This window comes from Rhizobacter sp. J219 (assembly GCF_024700055.1).
Classification (GTDB): domain Bacteria; phylum Pseudomonadota; class Gammaproteobacteria; order Burkholderiales; family Burkholderiaceae_C; genus Rhizobacter.
On sequence record NZ_JAJOND010000001.1, the window covers coordinates 2,333,679 to 2,346,234 of the forward strand.

At 67.9% G+C, this 12,556-nt stretch carries 18 protein-coding genes; 9 read left to right on the forward strand and 9 right to left on the reverse strand.

From position 1 onward, the window contains the following. Positions 1-30: 30 nt before the first annotated feature. Both LRS03_RS10590 and LRS03_RS10595 read left to right on the forward strand, forming a co-directional pair. Positions 31-417: a hypothetical protein gene (locus tag LRS03_RS10590; protein WP_257825393.1), complete on the forward strand. Its 387-nt coding sequence runs from the start codon at positions 31-33 to the stop codon at positions 415-417. Positions 418-564: 147 nt separating this feature from the next. Continuing rightward, positions 565-1,113, forward strand: a complete 549-nt coding sequence (locus tag LRS03_RS10595) for a methyltransferase family protein (protein ID WP_257825394.1) — start codon at positions 565-567, stop codon at positions 1,111-1,113. Here LRS03_RS10595 and LRS03_RS10600 read toward each other — a convergent pair. Continuing rightward, the gene (locus LRS03_RS10600; RefSeq protein WP_257825395.1) at positions 1,062-1,265 is read right to left on the reverse strand and encodes a hypothetical protein; all 204 of its coding nucleotides are present in this window, start codon (positions 1,263-1,265) and stop codon (positions 1,062-1,064) included. The two genes, LRS03_RS10595 and LRS03_RS10600, sit on opposite strands and share 52 nt — an antisense overlap. Next, a complete protein-coding gene (locus LRS03_RS10605) occupies positions 1,262-1,702 on the reverse strand; it encodes a hypothetical protein (RefSeq protein ID WP_257825396.1) in 441 nt (146 codons plus the stop codon). The genes LRS03_RS10600 and LRS03_RS10605 overlap by 4 nt, the downstream gene beginning before the upstream one ends. A gap of 114 nt (positions 1,703-1,816) precedes the next feature. On the opposite strand from LRS03_RS10605, the gene LRS03_RS10610 reads away from it, so the two are divergent. The 4 genes from LRS03_RS10610 (at position 1,817) to LRS03_RS10625 (ending at position 5,220) form a co-directional block, all read left to right on the forward strand. After that, positions 1,817-2,479 carry a response regulator transcription factor gene (locus tag LRS03_RS10610; RefSeq protein WP_257825397.1) on the forward strand — a complete coding sequence of 221 codons (663 nt, stop codon included), beginning with the start codon at positions 1,817-1,819 and terminating at the stop codon, positions 2,477-2,479. Next, complete coding sequence (locus LRS03_RS10615) at positions 2,476-2,730, forward strand: hypothetical protein (RefSeq protein WP_257825398.1); 255 nt, start codon at positions 2,476-2,478, stop codon at positions 2,728-2,730. Before LRS03_RS10610 ends, LRS03_RS10615 begins: the two co-directional genes overlap by 4 nt. Continuing rightward, positions 2,712-3,947, forward strand: a complete 1,236-nt coding sequence (locus LRS03_RS10620; RefSeq protein WP_257825399.1) for an ATP-binding protein — start codon at positions 2,712-2,714, stop codon at positions 3,945-3,947. Before LRS03_RS10615 ends, LRS03_RS10620 begins: the two co-directional genes overlap by 19 nt. Positions 3,948-4,095: 148 nt before the next feature. Next, complete coding sequence (locus tag LRS03_RS10625) at positions 4,096-5,220, forward strand: GGDEF domain-containing protein (RefSeq protein ID WP_257825400.1); 1,125 nt, start codon at positions 4,096-4,098, stop codon at positions 5,218-5,220. 65 nt (positions 5,221-5,285) lie between these two features. Here the strand turns inward: LRS03_RS10625 and LRS03_RS10630 are convergent, their stop codons facing one another. From LRS03_RS10630 to LRS03_RS10640, 3 genes are all read right to left on the reverse strand, one after another. Next, positions 5,286-5,582, reverse strand: coding sequence for a hypothetical protein (locus LRS03_RS10630; RefSeq protein ID WP_257825401.1), 297 nt, complete (start codon positions 5,580-5,582; stop codon positions 5,286-5,288). Between the two features lie 120 nt (positions 5,583-5,702). Beyond that, the gene (locus LRS03_RS10635) at positions 5,703-6,011 is read right to left on the reverse strand and encodes an NIPSNAP family protein (protein WP_257825402.1); all 309 of its coding nucleotides are present in this window, start codon (positions 6,009-6,011) and stop codon (positions 5,703-5,705) included. After that, the gene (locus LRS03_RS10640; RefSeq protein WP_257825403.1) at positions 6,008-6,643 is read right to left on the reverse strand and encodes a TetR/AcrR family transcriptional regulator; all 636 of its coding nucleotides are present in this window, start codon (positions 6,641-6,643) and stop codon (positions 6,008-6,010) included. The genes LRS03_RS10635 and LRS03_RS10640 overlap by 4 nt, the downstream gene beginning before the upstream one ends. A gap of 69 nt (positions 6,644-6,712) precedes the next feature. Between LRS03_RS10640 and LRS03_RS10645 the strand changes: the two genes are divergently transcribed. Beyond that, positions 6,713-7,816: a DUF2855 family protein gene (locus LRS03_RS10645; protein ID WP_257825404.1), complete on the forward strand. Its 1,104-nt coding sequence runs from the start codon at positions 6,713-6,715 to the stop codon at positions 7,814-7,816. 45 nt (positions 7,817-7,861) lie between these two features. Here the strand turns inward: LRS03_RS10645 and LRS03_RS10650 are convergent, their stop codons facing one another. Together LRS03_RS10650 and LRS03_RS10655 are read right to left on the reverse strand one after the other, a co-directional pair. Beyond that, a complete protein-coding gene (locus LRS03_RS10650; protein WP_257825405.1) occupies positions 7,862-8,791 on the reverse strand; it encodes a GGDEF domain-containing protein in 930 nt (309 codons plus the stop codon). A gap of 63 nt (positions 8,792-8,854) precedes the next feature. Then, the gene (locus LRS03_RS10655; RefSeq protein ID WP_257825406.1) at positions 8,855-9,310 is read right to left on the reverse strand and encodes an SRPBCC family protein; all 456 of its coding nucleotides are present in this window, start codon (positions 9,308-9,310) and stop codon (positions 8,855-8,857) included. Positions 9,311-9,376: 66 nt separating this feature from the next. Here LRS03_RS10655 and LRS03_RS10660 point away from each other — a divergent pair, with 66 nt between their 5' ends. Both LRS03_RS10660 and LRS03_RS10665 read left to right on the forward strand, forming a co-directional pair. After that, positions 9,377-9,745: a MerR family transcriptional regulator gene (locus tag LRS03_RS10660; protein WP_257825407.1), complete on the forward strand. Its 369-nt coding sequence runs from the start codon at positions 9,377-9,379 to the stop codon at positions 9,743-9,745. Positions 9,746-10,182: 437 nt separating this feature from the next. After that, positions 10,183-10,320: a hypothetical protein gene (locus LRS03_RS10665; protein WP_257825408.1), complete on the forward strand. Its 138-nt coding sequence runs from the start codon at positions 10,183-10,185 to the stop codon at positions 10,318-10,320. Between the two features lie 63 nt (positions 10,321-10,383). On the opposite strand, the gene LRS03_RS10670 is transcribed toward LRS03_RS10665, so the two are convergent. Next, complete coding sequence (locus LRS03_RS10670) at positions 10,384-11,388, reverse strand: MBL fold metallo-hydrolase (RefSeq protein ID WP_257825409.1); 1,005 nt, start codon at positions 11,386-11,388, stop codon at positions 10,384-10,386. Between the two features lie 404 nt (positions 11,389-11,792). Then, positions 11,793-12,554, reverse strand: a complete 762-nt coding sequence (locus tag LRS03_RS10675; RefSeq protein WP_257825410.1) for a class I SAM-dependent methyltransferase — start codon at positions 12,552-12,554, stop codon at positions 11,793-11,795. Between the last annotated feature and the right edge of the window lie 2 nt (positions 12,555-12,556).

Consider the following 12,556-nt stretch of genomic DNA (forward strand, 5'->3'; position numbering starts at 1 on the left):
TCGGTCCACACGCATCCGGTGAACACGACCATGAACACGCCGGCCCACGCCTCGGGCCCCGACGACCTCGAAACCACGCTGGCCGCGGTGGAAACCCACCTGGCTGCGCTGGGTGAATCGCTGCGCACGAACGACAGCATCGCCATCGACCACCACGCGACCGAGCTGCACCGTGCGCTCGCCCGCGCGGTCGACCACTTCGCCCGTGCCGCCCGCAGCGGCCCGGTGCCCTCGCCCCTGCGCGAGCGCCTGAAGCTCGCCAGCGGCCTCGTCGCCTCGCAGCGCGAATCGCTGGCCCGCGCCACCGCCGCGCTCGACCGCGCGATGGACGTGCTGATGCCGCGCGACCGCTCGAGCGGTGTCTACTCCCCCACCGGCTCCGCCAGCGCCCTGCGCGGTGGGGTGATCCAAGCCTGAGATGACGACCCCTCGTCCGACGGATACGTCGGACGATCCCCCGAGGGGACTCGGGCCGGCTTGGGAGCGGCCCGGCGCTCGGCCCGATCCAGCCCCCCACCCAATGCGACACTGCGGCCCTTCGAAGGCCGCTTTGCATTTCTGGGCATGACCGAACTGTTGATCTTCCTGGCCGGCACGGCCTTCTTCACCTACGTCTCGCGCCACGCGCTGCGCAACCCGCGCTCGCACGGCTTCTGGCGCTTCATCGCGTGGGAATGCATGCTGGCGCTGGCGATCCTCAACTTCCCCGTGTGGACGGTCGACCCGTTCTCGCCGCGCCAACTCGTTTCGTGGGCGCTCTTGATCGCGTCGCTTGCGCTGGCGATCCACGCGGTGCAGATGCTCAAACGCATCGGCCGGCCGACCGAGCAGCGCGCGGACGCCGAACTCTTCGCCTTCGAGAAGACCTCATCGCTCGTCACGAGCGGCGTCTTCCGCTACATCCGCCACCCGATGTACGCCGCCCTGCTCTACCTGGCCTGGGGGGCCTTCCTCAAGGACATCACGCCCACGACCACGGCCCTCACGGCGGTGGCGAGCATCGCGCTCTTCATCACCGCGCTGCGCGACGAGGCCGAGTGCCTCGCGCACTTCGGCGAGGCTTATGCCGGGTACATGACCACGAGCAAGCGCTTCGTGCCGTTCATCTTCTGAAGCGTGCGGCGCATTGCGCTTTCGCGGTGTTCGGCCGGGCGCGGCGCCGCCGCAGATGTGGCGTCATGGCCGGCCATGCGGGCCTCGTGGCGCCGCTGGGCCAGCACCATCATGGTGGCGAACGAGAACACCTTGCGCGCGGTCGTCGTCATGCCGCCACCTCGTCGTCGGCCGCTCGGGCCCTGAGCACCGCCATCGCGTTGGCCACGGCCGGCGCAATGCCCTCGCGTGCCAGCTCGGCCGCCGCGTCGGGGTGACCGTCGAGCACGATCACCACCCGCTCGAGGTGGCACTCGCCGGCGTCGTCGATCCGCAACTCGGCCACATGGGCCGCCACCGCGCCACGTGCCGCCGAGAGTGCCACGCCGTGCGCCATGTCGGCCGCCTGCGGGCGGCTCCAGCCCGACACCTTGGCCGCTTCATCCAGCACGCAGCGCAGCTTCGAGCCGGCCGGCAGCATCTCGCGCCGGTATTGCACCGGGTCGCGCCAGGCGGCGCGGGCGAGTTCATCGATGAAACATTCGCGGAAATAGACCGCGGCATACGTCCCTTGTGGGGCAAGCTCGCTGGCGGTGCTGGTGGCGTTCATGTGCATGACTCCCGTGTAGATGTGCGCATGCTGGACGGCGAGCTTTAAAAAGTTGTTAATGACACCCCAGGCACACTGCGGTCTCGCTTAAAGAACCCTTCACATTCCCGCGTCATGCAACTCCTGCTGGTCGAAGACGACGCCATGCTCGCCGAGGCCCTGGTCACGGGGCTCACCCGCGCCGGCTACAAGGTCGACCACGCGCCCGACACCCCGGCCGCGCGACTGGCCCTGTCGGACCACGCGTATTCCGCGGTGCTACTCGACCTCAACCTGCCCGGCGGCTCGGGCCTGACCGTGCTGCGCGGCGTGCGCGAGCGCTACGACACCACGCCGGTGATCATCCTCACCGCACGCGACCAGCTGAGCGACCGCATCGCCGGGCTCGACGCCGGTGCCGACGACTACCTCGTCAAGCCCTTCCAGCCCGACGAACTGGCCGCCCGCCTGCGCGCCGTGCTGCGCCGCGCCCAGGGGCGTGTGGCGCCGGTGCTCACCGCGCGCAACATCCGCCTCGACCCGGCCACACGCAGCGTCACGCGCGACGACGAGCCGGTCAGCTTGAGCCTGCATGAGTACCGCACGCTGCTGGCGATGATGGAGCGGCAGGGCCGCATCGTCACGCGCCAGCAGCTCGAAGAAGCCGTCTACGGCGGCGAAAGCTCGATCGAAAGCAACACCGTCGCCGTCTACGTGCACCAGCTGCGCAAGAAGCTCGGCGACGACCTCATCGTCACCGTGCACGGCCACGGCTACAAACTCAACTCCGCGCCATGAAGATCTTCAAAAGCAGCTCGTTGCGCGTGCGCCTGCTCATCGGCCTGATGGTCGCGAGCCTGGGCTTCTGGGGCGCGTGGTTCGCGGTGCAGGCGATGCTGATGTCGAGCCAGCAGAACAACCGCTGGGACGCCTCGATGCAGGCCGTGGGCCAGCAGATCCTGATGTCGATGCCGGCGGTGCAGCCGGGGGCTCCAGCGAGCCGGCGTTCAAGCTGCCTTCGCAGGTGCATGTGCAGCCGCAGCTCCTGAGCTTCCAGGTGTGGACGGGCGACGGCCGTTCGGTGCTGCGATCGTCGAACTCGCCCCTCGAACCCTGGGCGCCGCTGCGCTTCGACCAGCCCGAGGGCTTCCACGGCGTGGAGGTGCAGGGCGTCGAGTGGCGCGTGTACACCCTCAACGACGCGGGCGGCCGCCTGCAGGTGCAGGTGGGCAAATCGCAGCCGCAGCTCCTGAGCCTCATCAAGCTGTGGTTGGGCTACAGCGTGGGCACCATCCTCCTGCTGATGGCGCTGCTGGCCGGTGTGACGTGGACCATCATCTGCTGGTCGGTCGCGCCGGTGCAGGCGGCCCGCGAAGCCATTGAGCAGCGCGACCCGCTCGACCTCACCCCGCTCGAAGTGCACGACCTGCCCACCGAGGTGAAGCCACTGGTCGAAGCCTTCAACGCACAGCTGCTGCGGCTTGAAACCGCGCTGCAGGGCGAGCGGCGCTTCCTCGCCGACGCAGCGCACGAGCTGCGCACGCCGCTGGCCGCGCTGATGGCGCAGGCGCAGCTGGTGAAGTCGGCGACCACGCTGGAAGAAAGCCACAACTCGCTCGCACCGCTCATCGGTGGCATCGAGCGCACCGCGCGCCTCACCGAGCAGCTGCTCGACCTGGCCCGGCTCGACGCGATCGAGCACCCGGGCGGCCGCCCGCCGGTGCCCCTGCACGAGATCGTCTCGCTGGTGGTGCGCGACTACGACGGCACCGCGCAAGCCGCCAGCCAGCGCCTGCAGCTGCGCGCCGAGCCCTGCCATGCGCACCTCGACATCGACTCCGTCGGCGTGCTGCTGCGCAACCTGATCGACAACGCCCTGCGCTACGCCGGCGCGGGCGCGCGTGTGGAAGTGGTGTGCCGCGAGCAGGAGATGCACGGCCAGCGCCACGTCGTGCTGAGCGTGCGCGACGACGGCCCCGGCGTGCCCGAGCACGAGCACGGCCGCATCTTCGATCGCTTCTACCGCGTGCCGGGCTCACCCGGCCGTGGCAGCGGCATCGGCCTGTCGCTGGTGTCGCGCATCGCGAGCCTGCACGATGCGGCGCTGGAGACCGGCACCGGCCTCGACGGCCGCGGCTTCGGGGTCACGTTGCGCTTCGGTGCCGCCGCCAACGACGCGACGAACACGGCGCAGCCCGGTGCGGCTGCCGGTGGTGCGAAGGCCGGTCCGTTTCCTGCGGTCGTTCCGCCGGCCCAGCCGTCCTGAGGAAGCGTGCTCCAGCCGAGGCGACGGGCCTCGGTGTGAGGACAAATCCGCATGACACCACACCCGTGCGAGAGGTGTGCGACGTAGACTGAAGGCCCCTCAGGCATTCACGGTCAGACGCATTCGTTTGCCCATCCCAGCAGTACCCATGGCAAACGACCGCGCCTGGCGCGATGAGCCGCTCAGCGACGCCGGCGACATGCCCACGCCTTCTTCCCATTCCCAACGCGCCCGAGTCGCCCAGGCGTTGTTGGCCCTGTCGCTGCTGCTCGCAGGCGTTGCCGCCATGCACGCCGGAGCATGGCTGGGCACCGTCGACCGCGACGGCCTCTGGGCCTGGACGATCGTCTCGGTGGTCGGCTTTTCAATTCCGCTTGTTCTGATCCAGACCCGGGTCACGGAGAAGCTGCACGACCCCTCGCTCACCCTGCCCCAGATGCTGCTCGCCAGCACCGTTGCGGCCTGGGCCTACACGCTGGCCGGCACCTCGCACGCGGTGGTCACCTTGATGCAGGCGCTGGCCCTCTCGTTCGGCATCTTCGGCATCGACTCTCGCCCCGCCATCTATTGCGCGGCGTACTCCATCTTGATCTTCGCGGTGACGATGGTCCGGCAATGCCTGGTCGACCCGGTCCGATACCAGCCCGCCGACGATCTGCTTCTCTTCATCTTCCTGGTGCTGATCGTCGTGGGCATCGTCATCAACACCTTGCGCGTGAACCGGATGCGCGAGCGCATCCAGACCCAGAAGCAGGACCTCCAGAAGGCCCTCGCGCGCATCGAGCAACTGGCGACCCTCGATGAGTTGACTGGCCTGCCCAATCGCCGATTCCTGCAACAGGCACTCGACGCCGAAGGCTTGCGCTCGCAGCGATCGCAAGCGCCCTGGTGCGTGGCGCTGATCGACCTCGACAACTTCAAGCGAATCAACGACACCCACGGCCACGCGACCGGCGATGCCGTGCTCAAGTGGTTCGCAGCGCAGGCGAAGACCTTCATGCGCGCGTCCGACATCGTCGGACGGTGGGGCGGAGAGGAGTTCGTGGTGCTCATGCCCGCCACCTCGCTACAGGACGGCGTCAATGGCCTGCAGCGGCTGAAAGCGATGCTGGAGGCTCAGCCCTCATCGCCCCCGCCAGAGGGGCTCACCATCACCTTCTCGGCCGGTGTGGCCCAGCACGCGAAAGGTGACGCGGTCGCCCACACGCTGGAGCTGGCGGACCAGCTCTGTTACGTCGCGAAGCGAAACGGGCGCAACCGGATCGAGAAGTGAGCGCGCGACGCTGACACCATGCTGCCGCCCGTGGGTGGCAGCATGGTGCGTGCGCGGCGGCGGGCTTACTTGCCCTGTTCGGCAGCCTTTTCCTGGCCGCTCTTCACATCGACCGACGGCACGGTGATCGTCTCCTTTTCGGTCTTGATCTTGGGTACCGTCACTTCGGTTTCCTTTTGCGTGACCTTCACGTCAGGCGCGGTCACGTCGTATTTCGGAACGGTGACGTTGCCTTCCTGGGTCTTCGCCACGTCGTACTTCGGCAGCGTCACGTCCCCTTCCTGGGTCTTCTTCACATCGCAGCCCATGAGGGCGACGGACGCTGCGGCCACGAGGCCGACCAACAAGGTATTCGTATTCATGCAAATCTCCATTCAAGCCAGGGAGACTGCATTCTGGGGAGCGGTGCCAGCCCGTCCGATCGGACGCCGGCGCCACCCCGTGTAGGCCTGCGCCGCGAGCCTTTGCAGGGGGGACGGAGGTCAGGCCTTGAACACCGGCCGCATGAAGCTTCGCTCATAGCTCAGGAAGCATCGGGTGTCGTTGGCGTACTGGAAGGCCGCCTGGCAGTCGGCGTCCTTGAACGACTTCTTGCGGTACTGCTCGTACTCGGCGAGCGACGGGAACGAGAACAGCGTCACCGCGATGTTGTTGGGGCCTTCCGAAGGCAGGAAGCAGCCGTGGTACGAACCCCCGAACTTCTCGATCAGCGGAATCCACAGCTTGCTGTAGTGCTCGAATTCCTTGAGCTTGTATGGGTCGATGGTGTAGCGCAGGTAGACGGTGATCATGAGGTCTCCGGTTTGACGGCGAGGCAGCACAGGCGCTCCATCTCGGCCGCCCACTGGCGCACCTGCGCATCGGGCAGCCGTACGAGCATCGCATAACGCCGCCCGCCCCACACTGCCAAATGCAGCGCCTGCACGGTCTCGGGCGAGGGGCGCTGCGGCAGGTCGGTGCAGGCGTCGAACACCCGCTGCCACATCGCGCACAGCTCTTCATGCGCGCGCCGCTGGTGCTTGGGCTCGGCCACCTGCGGCTCGATGCTCAGCATGTCGGGGTGGAACCACGAGGGCGGCTCGGCGCTTACGCCGCAGGCGAGCTGCAGCAGCACGTGCAGGCGCTCGCGCCAGGTGAGCCCCGCCGGCTGCACCGCCTGCGTGTCGACCGCCTGGATCAGCGCCTCGATGCAGTGGCGCACGTAGCCCGACTGCAGCGCGGCCTTGCTCGGGAAATAGTCGTACAGCGTGCCCACCGCGATGCCCGCCTCCAGCGCCACCGCGCGGGTGGTCAGGCGCTGCCAGCCGTCGCGCTGCCAAATCCGAACAAAGGCGTCGAAGATGGCCTGCACCGTGGCCTTGGCGCGTGCCTGGGTGGGGCGCTTCAGCGGCTTGTCTCGGGTGTTCTGGCGAGGTGTGGGCATGGGCGGCGAATCCGAACCCGCTGTGGCGGGGCGCGACCTAGAGTGTCGGGCATCACCACAGGAGACCGTATGAGCACTCTCACTCAACTGCAAAGCGACAAGAAGAACCTGGGCCGCACCCGCGTGGTCGAAAAAACCATCCCGGCCCTCAAGCCGGGCGAGGCGCTGCTCAAGATCGACCGCGTGGCCGTCACCTCCAACAACATCACCTACGCCGCCTTCGGCGAGGTGCCGCATTTGCGCTACTGGAGCTTCTACCCGACCGGCGACGACGCCTGGTTCCACATGCCGGCCTGGGGCTTCGCCGAGATCGTTGAGACCACGGTCGAAGGCCTCGCGGTGGGCGAGCGCTTCTACGGCTTCTGGCCGGTCGCAAGCCACGTGGTGGTGCAGCCGGTGCGTGTGAGCGAGCGCGGCTTCTACGACGGCACGCCGCACCGCCTGGAGCTGACCAGTGCCTACAACCAGTACCAGCGCGTGACGACCGACGCCGCCTACCGCCAGGCCGACGAGAACTACCAGATGCTGACGCGCCCGCTCTTCATCACGTCGTTCATGCTGGCCGACTTCCTGGAAGACAACGCCTTCTTCGGCGCGAAGCAGGTCATCGTCTCCAGCGCGTCGAGCAAGACCGCCTATGGCACCGTCTTCTGCTTCCAGGACCTGAAGAACCTGAGCCTTGTCGGCCTCACCTCCGGTGGCAACGTCGGCTTCGTCGAAGACCTGGGCTGCTACCACCGCACGATCGACTACAAGTCGCTGGAGACGCTCGACAAGACCGTGCCCACGCTCTACGTCGACTTCTCCGGCGACAACGAGCTGCGCCGCCGCGTGCACGAGCACTTCGGCGCCTCGCTGGTCTACAGCTGCTACGCCGGCTCGGCCCAGTCGCACGACCACCTTGGCAACGCGCCCGAAGTGCCGGGCCCGAAGCCGCAGCCCTACTTCGCGCCCTACCAGATCAAGAAACGCAACGCCGACTGGGGCGCGGCCGAGGTCACGCGCAAGTTCAACGAAGCGCAGCTCGCCTTCATCCGCCGCGTGAGCGATGCGCGCAGGCCGTGGATGGGCGTGAAGGAGCACCAGGGCTTCGCGGCCGCGCAAGACCTGGTCGACGCGCTGGTGGCCGGCCGCATCGACCCGAAGGACGGGCACGTGGTGCTGCTGGGCTGAGCCCGGCCCCACCGCGCCGGATCGCCGGGCCGCTCGGGCCCGGCGTCAGGCCGCCGACACGATGCGGTTGCGCCCGCCCTGCTTGGCCCGGTAGAGCCGGCGGTCCACCAGGTCGATGAACGCGGGCGGGTGTTCGCCGGCCGCGGGGATCACCGTGCCCACGCCCATGCTGACGGTCACCAGCTGCCCGAGCGGCGAGTTGCCGTGCGGGATCTGCGCCTTGAAGATGGCCTGGCGGCAACGCTCGGCCACCGCCGCGGCGGCGCTCTCGTCGCTCGCGGGCAGCACCAGCATGAACTCTTCGCCACCGTAGCGCGCCAGGAAGTCGCGCGGCCGGTTCGCGGCGCTGACCAGGGCCTGCGCGATGCGCCGCAGGCACTCGTCGCCTTCGATGTGACCGTGGTGGTCGTTGTAGCGCTTGAAGAAGTCGACGTCGAACATGATCAGCGAGAGCGGCTGCGTGTTGCGCCGTGCCTCTTCCCATTCGATGGCGAGCACGGCGTCGAACTTGCGGCGGTTGGCCACGCCGGTGAGGCTGTCGAGGAACGAGAGCGCCTCCAGCTCGCGCTGCAGGCTCAGCAGCTTTTCCTCGGTCTTCTTGCGCTCGGTGATGTCGAACATGAAGCCGATCAGCGAGTCGACCTCTCCGCTTTCGTGGCGCACCACATGCACCACATCGCGGATCCACACGTACTCGCCGTTGGCGGTGAGCGCCCGGTAATCGGCCTCGTGGTCCACGCCGGCCTGCGACTGCGAGACGCAGAAATGGACGACACGCTCTCGGTCGTCGGGGTGCATGCGCGTGGCCCAGTCATCCACGGTCACCCACGTCGACGGCGCCCAACCCAGCAACGGCTCGATCTGCGGGCCGATGTAGGCGAAGGTCTTGGTCGCCCAGTCAATCTTCCAGGGAATGGCGCGGGTGGATTCGAGCAAGGTCCGGTAGACGGCGCTATCGGGTTCGCTGGGATGCATGGTGAAGGCCCCGGGGTACGTCGACGCAAGCATAGCGGCCATCCCCCGCAGAGGGGCGTGCGTTTAGCGCACATCCTCCAGGTGACGCTTGAGAATCTGCAAGCCCCGGCGCGCACGCCGCGTCATGAGGCGACGCGCCATCGGCAGCACGATGAACCGCGACCAGCCGGTGGTTCGCCGGCTGAACATCCGCCAGCTCACCTCGCACACGCCGGGCGCCGTCTGCCGACACACGATCTCCATGCGCGGCAGGACGCTCGCGAGCGTGCCCTCGGTGACGATCCTCGCGCCGGGCTCCACTTCGACCACCCGGATGGCGACGGAGCCCGCCCCACGCATCGGCTGCGCGAACGTTTCGCGGTATTGCTTGCCGACGGTGTCGAACGGCCGCCCGTCGGTGCTCGCCATGCGTAGGACGCCAGGAAACCACGCCGGGAAGTTCTCAAGATTCGCGGCGTATTCGAACGCGACATGCTGAGGGCAGTCGATGGTCACAGCGGCTTGGGCAAGCAGGTACATGCACGGCTCCTATGGAAGAGAGCCGCAGGCTAAAGTGTGGACCCAGGTCCACAGTCAAGCACAATCTTGGAAATCAAGGAACTGGAAGCCCTGACCGGTCTCGGCCGCGACGCGATCCGCTACTACGAGCGCCGGGGGCTGCTGGGCGTGGTACCACGCGGTTCCAACAACTACCGCGACTACCCTTCCTCGCTGGTCAGGCAGCTCAAGCTGCTGCGCGCCATGCAGGCCCTCGGCTTCTCACTCGACGAGATCCGCAGCGTGCTCGAAGGCATGCGGTCGCAGGGCATCGACTGCGTCGACGGCGCCCGGCTTCTCGCCGCCAAACGCGATGTCGTCGATGCCCAGAGACGCGAACTGTGCCGGATCAGCCGGCTCCTCCGGGCGGAGCAAGTGCGGCTGGAAGCGCGTGCGCGCAAGCATGGCCGGATGTAGTCGACGATGCATGGGCCTTGCTGAACCCGGTGGCGGGTCGCCGCCCCACCGCCCTCAGAATCCCGAAAGCCCCCACACCAGCGGCCTCGCGCCGGCCTTGGTAGAGTGCCGTCACCCGCGCGATGCGGGCATCTCTTGAACGGAGAAACCCCATGTTGACACCCGCCCTTTACGGCGGGCGAGACGCAAGGCAACTCCAGCCTTCCGTTCCCCGCTGTCATCTTCTCGGTGCCGAGCTGCTGCTCGATCGCATCGACGTTCCGCGCCGCCTTTTCGCCCGGCGCCTGTGCTTCAGCGTCCCCGATCGTTAGGGTCGTTTCGACTCCAGACGCATTCGCGTCGTCCCTGTCGCAACCCGTTGCAACACCGCTGCCATCAGCCATGCGCTGAGGCCGCTGCGTGCGCGCAAACACCCCTCGATCCTCGAAAGCACAACCATGAAGCAAGTTCTCAATTCCCCGCGCCCTGGCAAGCCCGCCACCGAGCACACAACCCTGTCAAACCTGGCCTTTGGCGTGTGCAGCACGCTGATGCCCTACCTGCTCGCCACGCTGCTGCTGATCGCCTTTGGCTAGATGACCTCGGGGCCTCTCGCCTCGGCTGCGAGCGGACATCGGCTGCGCGATGCCCTCGCCAGCTTACATGCTGAACCGATCGTGCTGCGCGAGCGAGCATTCGCCCATGATCGCGAGGGAACGGTCGACCGCGCCCACCCCGCCAACGAAGGGGTGTGCTCCTGCAGTGGAACCGCGCTTCAGATCCGCAAGCTTTTCCACGGTGCTGTCGTATCCCGGGTGATTCGAGAGCATGACGTCGATGCTGCGATCGGCCGCGAGGCGGCGCATCTTCTCGGTGGACGCGTGGTACGCCTGCAGCCGCGGCATGTCCTTGCCGAAGTTGAAGGCGGTGCCGCCCCAGAGCAGCGCCCGGTGTTGGCGAGTGCCATCGCGCACCTCGAACACCAGGCTCAGCGTGCCGAGCGTGTGACCCGGCGTGAGGTGGTACGACAGCGTGGTATCGCCGAGCACGAGCTTGTCGCCGTCGCGCACGGCGATGTCGCGCTTGGGCGGAGGCGGCCAGACCGCGGAGGCGAACTCGAGCGTGCCGGTCATCATGGCCCAGTCTTCCTCGCTCGCCACAATGCGAGCGCCATGGCGCTGCGCAAGATACGACGCGCCGCCGTAGTGGTCGCCATGCCCATGCGTGACCACGATGTAGCGGATGTCGCGCGGGTCGAGCCCGAGCGTCGCCATGCCGCCTTCGATGATCGTCCTGGCCTCTTCCTCACTGTTCAGCGCATCGATGAGGATGAGCCCCTGAGAGGTCTTTAGCACCCACGCGCTGACCCACGCCGAGCCCACGAAGTAGAGGTTGTCGAACACCCTGCCGGGTGCAGGTGGCCGCTGCGCGATGAGGCGGCGAATCACCTCGTCCACCGTGTGCCCGGACGCCCGCGTCGCAGGCTGCGGACGACACAGACCCAGCAGGGGCTTGAGGTCTTCTCCAGCGAGCTGCGTGGCCCTGGCGACGCGGGCCTGCACCCTGGACTCCAAGGATGACGATGACGGCGCGGCGCAGGCCGCCAGCAAGGCAGGCACAAGGAACAGGACGCCAAGCGTTCGTCTGGCGAATCGGATGGGCATGGGTGTCTGCGTTGTTCCTTGAGGTTGTCTCATGAGGGTCAGGCGAACGAGGCGGTAAATGACAACATCATCGCGGCGTGCAGCCCGCGCACAACCGATCGTTCCCGTACGTCGAAACGCTGTCAGGCCACCCGTCTTTCCTCGTAGACGTCGGGCTCGGCGCTGCGGCCGACAGGCGGCTGATGGCACCCTGCCAAGCCGCCCCGACCCCATCGCGTCACGCCGGGGCCGCGGACGATCTCTCGGCGCTGCAGCATGATCAACGAGGGCGAGATCGAGCGCGAGTTGCTGGGCACAGCGTGAACGGCAGGACCGTTGGAAAGAGCAGCATCGCGCCAGTCCCCCTTGTCGATGGACATCCCTTCCCCTGGACCGCATCCCGCGGCGGACGAACGGCGCGCTGCTCAGTGCGCCGCCACCGCGGCCCTGCGCTCCTTGAACGGCGCCTGGTAGAGCCACAGCGTGCGCCCGTCGGCGCAGTGGTGCACCGCGGTCGGCTGCAGGTCGGTGGCCTCGAACTCCAGGCTCGCCATCCACGCGCCGCAGCGCAGCTCGCGCATCGCCTTGCGCACGGCGCGCGGCATGCTCTCGGGGCGCTGGAAGAGGTAGACCATCGCGTAGGGCGTCCAGTCGGCTTTCCAGATGTCAGCGCGCTTCACATGCGCCGGCACGCGCAGCCACTTGCAGCGCCACGCACAGGCCAGGCGCAGCGCCCAGCTCCACTCCAGGCCTTCGAGACGCGCCTGCGGGAACTGCGTGTGCAGCTCGCGCAGCGCATCGCCCATGCCGCAGCCGGCGTCCACCACCCGTGGGTTCTCGCCGTCGAGCCACACGGTGCGCGCGAGGCCTTGCAGCGCGCCACTGGGCGTCGGGAACATCGGTGCGTCGCGCCAGGTATGCAGGGGGTAGAGCGCGAAGAGCGCCAGGAGCGGCAGCAGCCAGCCCCAGGCGGGGATGCTGCCGGCCACCCCGGACGCGAGCACGGAAAGCGGGAAGCCGAGCGCGATGAACACACGCCGCCAGCGGCGTGCGCTCAGGAGGCTCAGCACCGCGCCGGCGGCAGTTGCCAGGAGAAGACCCGCCCAGTCACGCGCATCGAGCGCGCGCAGGCCGAGGAAGAGGCCCCAGCACAGCGCCCAGACGAGGAGAGCAGGAAGGGGCCACATGG

Bases quoted from the DNA above. Each gene is read 5' to 3' on its own strand.
- LRS03_RS10675 (WP_257825410.1), bottom strand. From the start codon at position 12,554: ATGTGGCCCCTTCCTGCTCTCCTCGTCTGGGCGCTGTGCTGGGGCCTC.
- LRS03_RS10655 (WP_257825406.1), bottom strand. From the start codon at position 9,310: ATGTACCTGCTTGCCCAAGCCGCTGTGACCATCGACTGCCCTCAGCAT.
- LRS03_RS10650 (WP_257825405.1), bottom strand. From the start codon at position 8,791: ATGCATCCCAGCGAACCCGATAGCGCCGTCTACCGGACCTTGCTCGAA.
- LRS03_RS10630 (WP_257825401.1), bottom strand. From the start codon at position 5,582: ATGAATACGAATACCTTGTTGGTCGGCCTCGTGGCCGCAGCGTCCGTC.
- LRS03_RS10590 (WP_257825393.1), top strand. From the start codon at position 31: ATGAACACGCCGGCCCACGCCTCGGGCCCCGACGACCTCGAAACCACG.
- LRS03_RS10635 (WP_257825402.1), bottom strand. From the start codon at position 6,011: ATGATCACCGTCTACCTGCGCTACACCATCGACCCATACAAGCTCAAG.
- LRS03_RS10600 (WP_257825395.1), bottom strand. From the start codon at position 1,265: ATGACGACGACCGCGCGCAAGGTGTTCTCGTTCGCCACCATGATGGTG.
- LRS03_RS10665 (WP_257825408.1), top strand. From the start codon at position 10,183: ATGAAGCAAGTTCTCAATTCCCCGCGCCCTGGCAAGCCCGCCACCGAG.
- LRS03_RS10615 (WP_257825398.1), top strand. From the start codon at position 2,476: ATGAAGATCTTCAAAAGCAGCTCGTTGCGCGTGCGCCTGCTCATCGGC.
- LRS03_RS10640 (WP_257825403.1), bottom strand. From the start codon at position 6,643: ATGCCCACACCTCGCCAGAACACCCGAGACAAGCCGCTGAAGCGCCCC.
- LRS03_RS10605 (WP_257825396.1), bottom strand. From the start codon at position 1,702: ATGAACGCCACCAGCACCGCCAGCGAGCTTGCCCCACAAGGGACGTAT.
- LRS03_RS10610 (WP_257825397.1), top strand. From the start codon at position 1,817: ATGCAACTCCTGCTGGTCGAAGACGACGCCATGCTCGCCGAGGCCCTG.
- LRS03_RS10625 (WP_257825400.1), top strand. From the start codon at position 4,096: ATGGCAAACGACCGCGCCTGGCGCGATGAGCCGCTCAGCGACGCCGGC.
- LRS03_RS10670 (WP_257825409.1), bottom strand. From the start codon at position 11,388: ATGCCCATCCGATTCGCCAGACGAACGCTTGGCGTCCTGTTCCTTGTG.
- LRS03_RS10645 (WP_257825404.1), top strand. From the start codon at position 6,713: ATGAGCACTCTCACTCAACTGCAAAGCGACAAGAAGAACCTGGGCCGC.
- LRS03_RS10595 (WP_257825394.1), top strand. From the start codon at position 565: ATGACCGAACTGTTGATCTTCCTGGCCGGCACGGCCTTCTTCACCTAC.